This window comes from Luteimonas salinilitoris (assembly GCF_041300785.1).
In the GTDB taxonomy this organism is placed as follows: Bacteria; Pseudomonadota; Gammaproteobacteria; order Xanthomonadales; family Xanthomonadaceae; genus Luteimonas; species Luteimonas salinilitoris.
In genome coordinates, this window is record NZ_JBFWIB010000003.1 from 134,348 (window position 1) to 147,336 (window position 12,989).

Genomic DNA, 12,989 nt, shown 5'->3' on the forward strand with positions numbered 1-12,989 from the left:
TGGTGAGAGCGGGGCTTCGATGGTGCGCCATGTTCGATCACACGGTGGGCTTGAGCGCCTTGGCCCGACCAACCCTCCGCAGAACAAAAATGATGGCCTCAAAAGCCAGGTACACGACACCCAGCGTTGCTAGATAAGTCCATCCACTTGCAACACTGGGACCGCAGTAGGTCTCGGTAAGGCACTTAAAAATGCGTGTCGTGATTTGCACGTCGCTCCAGAGGGCTGCCGCTGCTATCAACACTGCGAAGGCGGCCAACGCCTTCCTTAGCGTATGCGATGCACCGCTTCTAAAAACGTTCCTCAACACGTGCCAGGACCGAAGCGGAAGCAAGCCAATAGAAGCAAGACCTATGAAGCCAAGCAGGTAAATAAGTCCGCTAAGAACAGGAGTATTCACGGACCTTTCCTCACTTGGCGCAGCAGGTTGCCGGGCCAGAACGTCCTCGCCTGCACATGTGGGAATGAAGGTTGCCCTTTTAGCGCTGACGAGGCCATAACTGCACACTGGGATGGCGCCGCCGACGGGAGATTCATGGCGTTATTGATGATGCTCTCTTCTTCCTTCTGAGAAGTATCCTTGCAGGTGGATTCCACTGTTTGGCTCTTATGGAACTCCTTGAACTTCCCTATGTTTGCAGCATCGCCCGTCACGACGCCGCCACTACCGCCACCATTCGCGGCACCGTACGATCCTGCAGGATCGTAGAGTGCCGCCCCACCCGAGCCGTCTCCTTGTGCGGTGTAAACCGCGGAATGATCTCTAACCCCACCTGGACCGACTGTTGTCAACAAGCAGGTCTCTAGGCCGAGGGAATCCACCGCTATAATCGCCCCCCCCGACATAGGCATAGTTAGTTCGCCCTGACGTGCGCCATCGTACCCGGCAGCGTTTTCCCTTGACGCGATAGGCACTTGCGAGCGCTGCGACCATGAGGCGGGTTCCGGGCTTCGTAAAATTTCCTAGAAGCACTTTTTTGGCCTATGGCGCGACCGCCGTCAAGCCTATTCCCGCGCCGGCATGAAGCATTTCGCCAGCGGCGCGCCTTGCTCATGGCAGGACCGCAGATCATCAAGCAACACGCTCCACATTCCACCGCCGGCAGCACCCAGGAGTGCGTTCATCGCCGCGAGCGATGCGGGCCTTGTGCTTCGGGAGCGGGTTAATTACCTACGCTCCTTTTTTTACTCCCCGCTCATACACACCTCATTGGTTGCCTTAATGAGATGTCTACTGAATGCGGGGCGACTCAGTTGTCGCATCAAGAATTGAGCTTGTTCCATGCGTGAAAGAAGCTACGGAACTCAATTTCGACCTCTCCGGAATGATCAAAGATGATTCGATGTCTGAATAGGTTCGTAGAGACAACTGAAAACTCATGAACCAGAACGTCCGCATGTCTATTTGTGCTCAGATCGATTTCCTTGAAGATGTAGGAAGAAACCTCAACGTATCTTAACGTCGTTACTCCCTCAAACAACTGATCAATGAAATTTAGCTCAACAGAGGCGGTAACGTTAGAGAACTTATCATCGTATCTCTTCTCTATAACAGCGGAAAGAATCCTCGCATCATGCAGCGTTTTTGTTCCATGGAGTGCATAGGAATTGAGATCAATCGAATAGTCTCTTAAAGGCTGCGGCAGCATGTTTTCCACGCTCTTTATGTAGTCGAAGTACTCAGAAAAATCCCAAGCGACTCCATCAAAGCGAATTCGATCAAGTTTCATTACATTGCCTCACATCCAGGATAATCTGGATTCTGATCGCAGATTCTATTTGGGCTCGGGGTAGTCATTTCCATCAGAGGACCAATAAGCGGCCATCCCTTAAAGATTGACTTCAGACGCGAAGCGTTCTGCACCGCTCTCCTAGCAGTTATGCCGGTTCTGCGCGAATAATCATCCGCTGTGACTTTGCATTGATCCTCCACGCCATCGGGTAGCCCTTGTGGAGCACCATTGTGCCCGTGTTTGTTGATCCATCCATCTGGACCATAAACACCCACTTCGTTTCCCTTGGGGCCATAAACGTGAATTTCATAAGATGAATTTCCACCGTAGTTAAAGGTATCGACTCGTCCTGTGTAGCCGCTACCGAAGTCCACTCTTCTCCCGGCCTTACCAAAAGGATCAATTAGCGATATCGGATTCCCCCCGACATAGGCATAGGTATTCAGTCCACCCGCCAACCCGATCGGATCGCTCTCCAGGTAGCGCCCCAGGAACGGATCGTAGGTCCGGAACCCGTTGTACCAGAGCCCGCTCTCCTCGTCGTAGTACTGGCCCGGGAAACCCAGGTTCAACCCGCCGATGTCGTCCTGCTGCACCGCGCGATCGAAGGCGTAGTTGCTGGCCCGCCACACCAGCGCCTTGCTGCCGTTGGTCACCCGCTCCGGCCGGCCCAGATGATCGGTGTGGATGAAGTGCAGCTGGCCATCGCGCACCAGCGCCACCGGCACCCCGTTCAGCCGCAGGTAGTGCGTCCACACGGTGCTGCCGCTGAAGCCGCTGCGCTCCACCGCCAGCTGGCCGTCGGGCCCATGGACGTAGAAGGCCGCATTGGGCGAACCCTGCGTCTTGTAGACCCGCTGCCCGAGGGCGTTGATTACATATTTGGTCTCCACGCCGTCGCTGGTGGTCACTGACGAGAGCCGGTTGAACGGATCGTACTCGTAGACCTGGATCGCGCTGCCCTGGCGGATCATGTTGCCGTTGGCGTCGTAGGTCAGGCTGCGGTTGCGCTGGCCCGACAGCCGCAACACCTGATTACTGCCGCTGCTCACGGTATGGCTGGTCGCCACGCCTCCGCGTACCTGTTCCAGCCGGTTGCCGTTGGCGTCCCAGGTGTACGACTGGTTGCCGCCGGTGGCCCCGGCCGTCGACTCCCGCAAACGGCCCAGCGCATCGTAGGTGAAGTTCTGGCTCTGGCTGCTGAGCACGCCGTTCGCGATCCGGGTGATCTGGTCCGCAGAATCGTAAGTGTAAGCCAAATGCTGCGCGGTGTAGCTGCCGTTGAACGTCTTGAGGCTGGTCAGTCGGCCATCCAGATCGTAGGTCTGGTTGCGGGTGAGGCCATTTCCGTAGGTCCAGTTCGCGGCCGCGCCCAGGGGTTCGTACTGCAGGTTGGTGGCGACGCTGCGCGTGGTGCCGTTGATCCGCGCGGTCATCGCCTTCAGCCGGCCGTACGTGTAGCCGTAACCGACACTCACCCCGCCCGGATAGCTGATTCCGACCAGCCGGCCCATGTTGTCGTAGCTGTAGGCCTGGCCGAAGTCGATCGAACTGGTGCCGATCCTCTGATCCTGTTTCAGCAGCTGCCCTTCGGGGCTGTAGGTGTAGTCCAACTGGCCGTACCAGTCCAGAACCTGGCACAGCCGGCCCTTGCCGTTGCCGCAACTGTCGTAGGTGAAGCTCTGGGCCTTGTCGCCGGCCAGGACCGTCGTCAGCCTGTCCAGGCCATCGTAGCCATAGAACGTCGCCGTGCCGTCGGCTCTCGTCATATTCGTTTGCCGGCCGTACCGGTCGTAGGTCCAGTTCGTAATACCACTGTCCGGACTATTCCGCCTCCAGAGATTACCAAGGCCATCATACGAATAGTATGTTGTATTACCCAACGGATCCACAACAGCTTCCAGTTGACCCAAGGGATCTAATCGATACCTCGTCATCTTACCCAATGGATCTGTTATTCCAATCACGCGCCCCAACTCATCATAACTGTATGTCGTCCTATGTCCACCGCGCGTGACGGTTTTAAGACGACCATTACCGTCATAGGTATTGGCTACAACCGGGCTATTCTGGTTAGCTCCAGAGACGTGCCGAACACGGCCCAACTCGTCATAGGCAATTTGCCGCCTGCGCTTCTCCATTCTCCCAGACGGACCAACAACAAAATCAGAAATAACGGTTGGATTGCCCATTGAGTCGTAACCAATCGTGCGTTCTTCGGCTGTCCCCCCATCAACCAGAATACCGGTCGATCCTACCGAGATTCCCGTCAACAGGTCTCGATCCGGAGCGTTGTAGGTATAGCTTGTACTGACCCCATCCGGCGTTGTCACTCTGGACAAGCGTCCGTCCCCATCATAATGGTACTGCGTATCCTGAGTACCTCCGTTGAAATATGTCCTCAGATCACTGACACGATTTCTGGCATCGTAGTAGCGATACACCTTATCGCCGTTAGGGCCCGTTACCTGCACGAGGTTCCCCATTCTATTGAACACGTAAGACGTCTCATGCCCGTTGGAATTTTTTACACTCGAAAGGTTTCCCAATCCATCGTGGCTATAAACTACTCTATCACCGGTTTCCGGTCCCGGGCCATCCACAGCAGCAGTTCGAAGCGTGCCATTCGCATTCGTTGCATATGTATAAGTCGTCACGTATGAATGGTTTCTTCCGGCGTAACTTGCGAGATTAGTCTTCGTGATCGAACTAACTCGCCCGTCAGCGTTGTAAGTATAACTAACTCTCAGCCTATCCCCACCTATCCCGCTACCGATCGTTACGTTTCTGACGCGATTGTTCGTCGAGTCCCAGACGTACGTCGTGCGCCTGTTCAAAGGCTCGCCATAGTTCTCCACCTTGGAGGTTAGTTGCCCTTTTTGGTTATATGAGAAAGCCGTCAATACACCCATGGCATCCTGCACCATCGCAGGATAGCCGTTTGCATCGTACTCGGTTAGCACATGAGTCGTCGTTGGACAGTACGTGCTGGGATGGCCGGTTACCTGTATCGGCTTCCCATCCTGATAAACGCGAGTGGTCTTCTTGCCGAGAGGATTCGTCTCAACGACAGTCAATCTTCCGTTCGCCCCACGTGTATAGCTAAACGTGTACTTGTTCTTTCCGTTATGTTCACTGCTGGTAGCATAGCCCGCGCTATTGTATGAAAATCTAGAATATCTGTTGCCGTTGATCGACTTGCCCGTCAGCGCAGATGCATCGCCGCTCATCTCGTAGTGATACGTGATCTTCGTGGCGGGCGTGCCCGGCAATGTCGTCGACGTTAAACGATGGCGTACGCCAACTTCCGTGGAGACAGAATTATAGGTGTAGGTATATTCACTCCCGCCGGGATCCCGCACCTTGACCAGTTGGCCATTGGCATTCCAGGTTAGTTTGACAGGCTCTCCGGAGCTATGAACTATCTCAACAGGTCGGCCTCCTGAGTACTTGTATTTCCATTCCAGCCCATTCTCGTTCCGCACAGAGTCGACATGGCCATTCCACAAATAATCCTCGACTCCGTTGTCTTCGTTGTACAATGTGTACGACCCATCTTCATTCAACTCGATTCTTGCGATAGATTGCGGCCGATCAGCTTCTCTGTATGTATAGTAGTCCGTTCTTGTAAACTTGATCGTTCTGCCATCCGGGCGCCAAGCAAAAATAGCCGGAACGTCTGTCGCGCACGTAACCGGATCAGCAGTACAAAACACTCTTAGGCCGCCGAACGCGAGCCTATAATCAAGATTACTGACCCAATTCAGACCAAATAACCCCTCCGTTCCCTTCCAGTGGTGGTTGTATGTTCGGGTCAGGTGGAGACCGAATTCATGGCCAGTCTCGAAGTCCGTTTCCGGCTCCACTTTGTTGCCGGTAGCCGGAATGATCGGATTACCAGAACAAGTGTCTTTTTCTGAATCCGCATCTAGATTATCAACTGGGGTACTAGGCGTGCGTTGCACGCCCCGCGAACCACCTCCACCGCCATGCCCCCAATAATCGCTGTTGTCCCTCCAACTACCAAGATCCGGTATGTATACATCGAAAATTGGGGGGCGATGTGCTTCCACCCTGTCCAAGTCCGTTGTAGGCAAACTCCCCTGCGCTGAAGACAGGGAGGCCATGGATACAAACCCTATAAACAGCATAGTGCCAATAGCTTTCTTGAGATCGGCCTTAGCGCTAGCTGGCAGCTCACATCCAATTGCTCTAGATATTGAAAATTCCATTTCTTTCTCCGATGGCGGATTCATCAATAATTTTCACGGCCTTCTCTATAGTGAAATCCAGTTCTTTTGAATAAGCTTCTGCATTTAGCTTTTCCCCATCGAAATGAATCATTGCGCCCACGGAAGCCGCCGATCGCATGCGCCCCTCTGCGGCACGCGATGACAGATTCAAAGTCGAGCGCAAAGCGGCCATAGGAAGAACGCCGCTAATCAGCATCCCTCCTAGTAAATGTATGCGCTTTCTCTTTTCTACGGAGCCGCCAACTAACGCTCTGCTAAAAGTATCAAAAAGATCAATTAGCCCTGTCGTACTCAGCTCATTTTCAAGAGCTCGCTCGAACTCAACGGCCAATTCGAGATATTTGCGTAACCCCTGAATTCTGGCCTCAGGCCAGATTTTTTTTGCCAACATTTCCTTACAGGAGTTCATGAACGCTACGCCAGCCATGGCCGGCCAAATGTCAGAGGCTTGGTGTGCGCTGTAAGAGGCCATTAATCGTGACCATCTCCCGTTACCGTCCAAAAAAGGATGGATATGCACGCAATACAGGCCGACGATAACCGACCGTAGTAATGGGTCCAGATTGATGATATCTTCACTGGCGAAACCAGCCTCGAGCGACCTCAATAGTTCAGGCAACACATCATCTGGTGGATATATAATCTCTGCCGACGATGGGACTACAGAGCCAGAAAATACGATCTCATTCCGCAGCTCCATAGCCTTCGGAGTGATTTCTTTCGCAAGCTCCAGAAATCTTGCAAGATGAAATTGGCGCTCGCCAAACATGACGCCGATAAATCGGCGGGCTTGGCCGATGTCGATCGATCCGCTTGAATCGCGCGTAGCCGCCCTAAGCAGCAGCAATCCCGTAACAGGATCACGTTGTATCCGTGTAGGCGGGACGCAATTCCGAGAGCGGCCAAGTAGTTCAATGAATGAAACAGGCGTGAAATAAGAAAGGATTTTTCCGGTAACTCCAGATGGGACCTGGACAACCCGTCCGATCGGCGTATCTATATTCGAACCCATATTCGGCTGAGTTGTCGTACACGGCACACAGTGAGTCGAGTCGTTCGACTGCGACGCGCACGACTGACTCACGGAGTCTGTTTCTGAATCGACATTCCCCATCTCCAACCAACTCCTTGTCCCAACGCCACGTTGCATGGCGCCTCCCCACGTCCTATTGATCGGAACGCTATATCCCTTGACTCGGGCACGTCAAGTGAAACCGAGATATTTTTGCGTCTTCAGTTTCAATGCTTGATCAAGCCGCAATCTGAAATAGTTTCGACACATTAAGACGATATCTTTAACTTTTTGTCTTTCCGATATGGCCACCTAAGCTGATTTGTATTCGCACGATTCACTCTTCATCCGCGCCCTTTCCTCTACAACATCCCTGAAAGGTCGCAATGCCGCCAACGTGGTGCTCAATATCACCTTCGGCGAACTCACCATCGTCGCCGCCACGCATATCTTTCGCGTCTCCAACCGCACCGGAGGACTGACGTGGGGCAAGGACGTGCGCGCGGTGGAGGACGACCTGCTGAAACAGGTTCCGCCCTAGTTCATAGAACGCCCATCACGGCCGATCCTGCACGGCTGCGTTCCGCTCTCTCTCTAATCGTGCTGCCGCTCACGCAGCCACTTGGTCGCCACCCACTTCTCTCCCTGCAGCACCGGCGCGCCGCCGTGCAGGCTGCGGGTGATCGGGTGCGGGCGGTCGTAGCTGAAGAACACCGCATTGCCCTTCACCGCCGCCACTTCGAAGTGCGCGTCCGGGAAGGTGGTGGCGCCGCCGCGAGGCGGGGTGTTGAGGTACATCACCAGCGAGGCGACGCGCTGTCCGCCGCGTTCCAGGGTGCGCGCGGTCCCGGGCTTGTCCGGATCGAAGTAGTCGTAGTGCGGCTTGTACTCGGCGCCGATGCCGTAGCGCAGGACCTGCAGGCCTTCGCCGTTCTCCAGCGGCCACTCGGTCAGCGCGGCGATGCGCGCCTCGATGCGTGCGCACAGCGCGTTCTCGCCGCGGCGGAAGAACATGCCCTGGCTGGTACGGTCGCCGTGCACGTCGTCGCTGCCGGTTTCCAGGTTGAGCGTGGCCGAGCGCGACAGCCGGGTGCGCGCCAGTTCGACCAGCGCATCGCACTCGTCGTCGGCCAGCAGGCCACCGAGCACCACCACCTGCGGGTGCACCAGGTGCGCGAGCACGTGGACGTCGCGGTCGCCGGCGCGTATGGCCGAGGCGCCGTTCCAGCCGACCGGCGCCGGCACCCGGACCGGTACCGGCAGTCCGCTGTCGCGCGCATGCCGCTCGAGATGCCGGCGCATGACCGTCTCGACCGCATCGATCGCGACCTGCTCCCGCCAGCCCTGCTCGACCAGCGGCGCGATCACCGCCTCGGGCGGTTGGCCCGCGCGCACCTGTTCCAGGATCCAGCCATCGAGTTCGGCGGTGATCTGCTGCGTGGTCGACATCGCAAAGCCCTCGTGTGACGGACGTGTAACGGATGCGCTGCGCGGCACGCGCACGCACCGCCTCCGCAGCAGCCTAACGCGTCCGTGTGACAGATCCGAGACCGATTCGCGACATGCGACGGCCGCCACGCAAACACGTGTCCGTCTGCTTAAGAAACCGTTATCGCCGCAAGAAAACGGTCACAAAAGACGCTTATAACTTGCAGCGATTCCACTCCCGGGGACCTGCGGCCGGCACCGCGGCGGCACGCCGTTCCGCGAGGCTCCCGCGCTCCCGCGCTCACCCGAAACCCGTCCATACGATCGGAGATTCCAGAATGGCTGCGAACAATTACCGGACCCTGCTGATGACCTTCGGCACGGTCCTCGCCCTCAGCGCATGCGGCAACGGCGCCGACCGCGTCGCGTCGCCCGGCGAAGGCGCTTTCCCGCCGCCGTCGGGCTCGCCGCCGCCTCCGCCGCCGCCGCCAAGCGAGCCACCGCCGCCGACCGGTGGCCCGGCCGCCGACTGCCCGGACGGCTTCAGCAACATCGGCACCGTCGCCGACGGCACGCTGCGCGCCTGCCGCCTGCCGGAGACCATCGTCGGCAACGTGGTGGTGCCGCAGCGCGAGGGCACCGCGTACGCCATCTCCGGCCGCGTCACCGTCGGCGAGGACCAAGGCGGCGACGCCAGCAACCCGAGCACCGGCGCCCAGGAGGGCGTGCTCACCATCGAAGAGGGTGTGACCCTGTACGGCTCGTCCGGTGCCGACTTCCTCGTGGTCAACCGCGGCTCCGAGATCCACGCCGTAGGCACTGCCCAGGCGCCGGTCGTGTTCACCGCGCGGCAGAGCCTGGAAGGCGAGACCAACGCGGATTCGATCGGCCTGTGGGGCGGCCTGGTGATCCTCGGCCGCGCGCCGATCAACGCCTGCCCCGGCAATACCGTCTCGGGGACGCCGGAGTGCCAGGAGCAGGTGGAAGGCGCCGACGGCTTCTACGGCGGCAACGCACCCACCGACAACAGCGGCGTGCTGCGCTACGTGCGGGTGATGCACTCGGGCTTCGAGATCTCGACCAATAACGAACTCAACGGCATCACCCTGGCCGGCGTCGGCAACAACACCACCATCGAGTACGTCCAGGTGCACAACAGCTCCGACGACGGCATCGAGTGGTTCGGCGGCACGGTCAACGCCAGCCACCTGGTCTTCACCGGCAACGACGACGACAGCCTCGACACCGACACCGGCTGGAACGGCGCGCTGCAGTTCGGCATCGTGATGCAGCGCGAGGGCGGCGGCGACCGCATGAACGAGTGGAGCAGCATCCGCCGCGAGCCGTTCTCGAACCCGAAGGTGGCCAACTTCACCTATATCGGCCGCGCCGGCGGCGGTTCGGCGATCACGCTCAACTCGGGCACCCAGGCCGAGTTCTACAACACCGTCGTGACCCGTCCCGACGGCGGCACCGATGCGTCCCTGCAGTGCCTGCAGATCGACGACGAGAACACCACCGGCACCTTCGAGTCGGTGCATTTCTCCTGCCCGGTGCCGTTTGCCGACCAGCGCGCCGAGGACGCCTTCAACGCCGGCAGCAACAACGTCGCCGAGGGCACCTCGACCCTGACCGACATCTTCGTCAACGGCGCCGAGGAGAACGCGGTACCCGCGTACCAGGGCCTGCAGCTGATCAGCTCGTTCTTCCAGCAGGTGGACTACATCGGCGGCGTGCGCGATGCCAACGACACCTGGTGGCAGGGCTGGACCTGCGGCCTGACGGCCGACACGCCCTGCTGATCCGGGCGCGCTCACGGGGCGGCGGCGACGCCGCCCCGTTTGCCATGACGCCGCCATGCCTCCCTCCGTCCTGCTCAGCCAAGGCTTTCCCATGAAGCGATCCCCGACCCGCAGCGGTTTGTTCCTCGCGATCTCGGCGCTGCTCGTCCCCTGTGGCGCGCTGGCGCAGGCCGCGCCCCAAGACACCGCGCCCGCCGCACAGGCGGCAACGCCCGATGCATCGCCGACCCAGCTGGACGCCGTCCAGGTGCGCGGCGAATACATTCCGGAACCGATGCTCCAGACCTCCGAAGTCGCCTCGTTCATCACCCGCGAGGACTTCGAGCGCACCGGCGACAGCGACGCCGCCGCCGCGCTCACCCGCGTCACCGGCCTGAGCCTGATGCGCGACAAGTACGTGTACGTGCGCGGCCTGGGCGAGCGCTACTCCTCGGCGCTGTTCAACGGCTCGCCGCTGCCGAGTCCGGAACCGCTGCAGCGGGTGGTGCCGCTGGACCTGTTCCCGAGCGAGGTGCTGGAAAGCGTCACGGTGCAGAAGACCTATTCGGTCAAGTATCCCGGCGAGTTCGGCGGCGGCGTGATCGACATGCAGTCGTTGACCGTCCCGGACGAGCCCTTCCTCAACCTCTCGATCGGCACCGGCGGCAACAGCGTCACCACCGGCGAGAAGGGCTTGACCTACTACGGCGGCGACGACGACTTCTGGGGCTACGACGACGGTACCCGCAAGATGCCGCGCGCGCTGCAGGACGCCATCGCCACCGGCCAGCGCGTCGACCTGGGCAACTTCAGCCGCGAGGACATCCGCCGCATCGGCCGCAGCTTCCAGAACGCCAACCTCAACGTGCTGCAGGAGAAGGACAGCATCGATCCCGACTTCGAGTTCGGCGGCAGCGCCGGCTACTCGATGGACCTGGGCGACGACTCGAAGCTCGGCTTCCTGGCCGTGGCCGGATTCGAGAACAAGTGGCGCACCAAGTTCGGCAAGCAGCAGGATGCATTCTTCACCGGCGACGTGGTCGAGTACGACGCCGACTACGACTTCCTTTCCACCCAGAACAACGCCCGCGTCAACGCGCTGGTGGGCGTCGGTTACGAGAACGGCAACCACAAGGTCGCGCTGACCACGATGTACGTGCACGACACCATCAAGGAAGCGCGCAGCCGATCCGGCATCGACAACCTCGCCGGGTTCGAGGCGCGCGACGACTACACCGAATGGTTCGAGCGCGAGCTGATCAACAACCAGGTCACCGGCACTCACACCTTCGGCGAGTACGACGACCTGACGATCGAGTGGCGCGGCGCGATCGCCCGCGCCACCCGCGACGTGCCCTATGAGAAAGGCATCCGCTACGAGCTGATCGACGGCTACTGGGCACACGATGCCAGGCGCGTGCAGAACTACACCCGCTTCAGCAATGTCGAGGACGAGATCGCCAGCGGCGGCGTCGACGTCGCCTGGCGCCTGCCGATCGAGCGCGACGTCACCGTCAGCGGCGGCGCGTCGTACCTGGACAACGACCGCAACGCCGAATCGCGCGAGTTCCGCCTGCAGGCGCTCGACGGCGTGCTGCCGTTCTACAACCGCTACCAGCGGATCGACTACCTGTTCTCCGACTACAACCTCAGCCAGGACCTGCTGCGCATCCAAGAGACCACCGGCGGCCTCGGCGCGGCGGCCTACGACGCCACGCTCAAGGTGAAGGCCGGCTACCTGCAGGCCGAGGGCGAGATCGTCCCGCTGGTGCGCGCCAGCGTCGGCGTGCGCTATGAGGACGCCACCCAGGCGGTACATCCGTACAACATCTTCACCGGCGCCCGCCAGGCCTCGCCGGAGCCGCTGCGCAACGACTACTTCCTGCCGGCGGCCACCCTGACCTGGAACTTCGCCGACAACCAGCAGATCCGCTTCGGCGCCTCCAAGACCATCGCACGGCCGCAGTTCCGCGAACTGGCGCCGCAGCAGTACCAGGACCCGGACAACGACCGCCTGTTCTACGGCAACCCGTACCTGGTCGACAGCGAGTTGCTGAACCTCGACGTGCGCTACGAATGGTTCTTCGGCTCGGGCGAGTACTTCACCGTCGGCGGCTTCTACAAGGACATCGACAATCCGATCGAGTCCAACGTCAACTTCGCCGGCGGCACCACCTTCCAGAGCTTCCTCAACGCGCCGGCCGCGGTCCTGTACGGCGCCGAGATCGAAGTGAAGAAGTATTTCGACCTGCCGATCGACGCCAACTGGTGGGGTGACAACCGCCTGTACTTCGCCTCCAACTACACCTGGTCCAATTCCGAGGTGAAGGTGAAGGAGGGCGACACCGTGCATCCGTATGGCTTTTCGCAGCCGGTCGAAGCGGCGTTGTTCGTCCGCGACGGCAGCCAGTTGCAGGGCCAGTCCGACCACATCGCCAACCTGCAGATCGGCGTAGAAAGCGAGACCACCCGCACCCAGGCCACCCTGATCGCCAACTACGTCGGCGAGCGCATCACCGCGCGCGGCCGTCCCGGGCAGCCGGACTACATCGAGAAGCCGGGCACCACGCTGGACTTCGTGCTGCGCAAGGGCTTCGACCTCGGCGGCCGCGAGATGGCGATCGGCTTCAGCGCCCGCAACATCCTGGATACCGAGTACCAGGAATACCAGGAGCGCGGCGGCAACCGCGCCGACGTCTACCGCTACGAGCCGGGCGTGTCCTACACGCTGAGCCTGTCGGCGTCGTTCTGAGGGCCGGGAATCGGGAATCGTCAGGCATTC

7 protein-coding genes and 1 pseudogene are annotated in these 12,989 nt (G+C 59.7%); 3 read left to right on the forward strand and 5 right to left on the reverse strand.

Annotated elements, in window-relative coordinates; all coding sequences use genetic code 11:
* Positions 1-37: 37 nt before the first annotated feature.
* From AB5T46_RS07355 to AB5T46_RS07370, 4 genes are all read right to left on the reverse strand, one after another.
* Positions 38-400 (reverse strand): hypothetical protein, encoded by a 363-nt coding sequence (locus AB5T46_RS07355; protein WP_370563242.1) that lies wholly within the window; start codon positions 398-400, stop codon positions 38-40.
* An 862-nt stretch (positions 401-1,262) separates the two neighbouring features.
* Positions 1,263-1,730, reverse strand: a complete 468-nt coding sequence (locus AB5T46_RS07360) for a hypothetical protein (protein WP_370563243.1) — start codon at positions 1,728-1,730, stop codon at positions 1,263-1,265.
* Entirely contained in the window at positions 1,730-5,698 is a 3,969-nt protein-coding gene (locus AB5T46_RS07365) for an RHS repeat-associated core domain-containing protein (protein WP_370563244.1), read from the reverse strand. The genes AB5T46_RS07360 and AB5T46_RS07365 overlap by 1 nt, the downstream gene beginning before the upstream one ends.
* A 247-nt stretch (positions 5,699-5,945) precedes the next feature.
* A complete protein-coding gene (locus AB5T46_RS07370; protein WP_370563245.1) occupies positions 5,946-6,998 on the reverse strand; it encodes a Fic family protein in 1,053 nt (350 codons plus the stop codon).
* Positions 6,999-7,329: 331 nt separating this feature from the next.
* Here AB5T46_RS07370 and AB5T46_RS07375 point away from each other — a divergent pair.
* A pseudogene (locus AB5T46_RS07375) lies at positions 7,330-7,533 on the forward strand (endonuclease III); the annotation flags it as partial.
* Positions 7,534-7,592: 59 nt separating this feature from the next.
* On the opposite strand, the gene AB5T46_RS07380 reads toward AB5T46_RS07375, so the two are convergent.
* Entirely contained in the window at positions 7,593-8,447 is an 855-nt protein-coding gene (locus AB5T46_RS07380; protein WP_370563246.1) for a 2OG-Fe(II) oxygenase, read from the reverse strand.
* A gap of 317 nt (positions 8,448-8,764) precedes the next feature.
* Between AB5T46_RS07380 and AB5T46_RS07385 the strand changes: the two genes are divergently transcribed.
* Together AB5T46_RS07385 and AB5T46_RS07390 are read left to right on the forward strand one after the other, a co-directional pair.
* Positions 8,765-10,228, forward strand: coding sequence for a hypothetical protein (locus AB5T46_RS07385; protein WP_370563247.1), 1,464 nt, complete (start codon positions 8,765-8,767; stop codon positions 10,226-10,228).
* Between the two features lie 91 nt (positions 10,229-10,319).
* Positions 10,320-12,959 (forward strand): TonB-dependent receptor domain-containing protein, encoded by a 2,640-nt coding sequence (locus tag AB5T46_RS07390; protein WP_370563248.1) that lies wholly within the window; start codon positions 10,320-10,322, stop codon positions 12,957-12,959.
* Positions 12,960-12,989: the final 30 nt, after the last annotated feature.

What these genes read in the sequence shown, in the direction of transcription:
- AB5T46_RS07370 (WP_370563245.1), bottom strand. Translation starts at nt 6,998, where the DNA reads ATGGGTTCGAATATAGATACGCCGATCGGACGGGTTGTCCAGGTCCCA.
- AB5T46_RS07390 (WP_370563248.1), top strand. Translation starts at nt 10,320, where the DNA reads ATGAAGCGATCCCCGACCCGCAGCGGTTTGTTCCTCGCGATCTCGGCG.
- AB5T46_RS07380 (WP_370563246.1), bottom strand. Translation starts at nt 8,447, where the DNA reads ATGTCGACCACGCAGCAGATCACCGCCGAACTCGATGGCTGGATCCTG.
- AB5T46_RS07360 (WP_370563243.1), bottom strand. Translation starts at nt 1,730, where the DNA reads ATGAAACTTGATCGAATTCGCTTTGATGGAGTCGCTTGGGATTTTTCT.
- AB5T46_RS07385 (WP_370563247.1), top strand. Translation starts at nt 8,765, where the DNA reads ATGGCTGCGAACAATTACCGGACCCTGCTGATGACCTTCGGCACGGTC.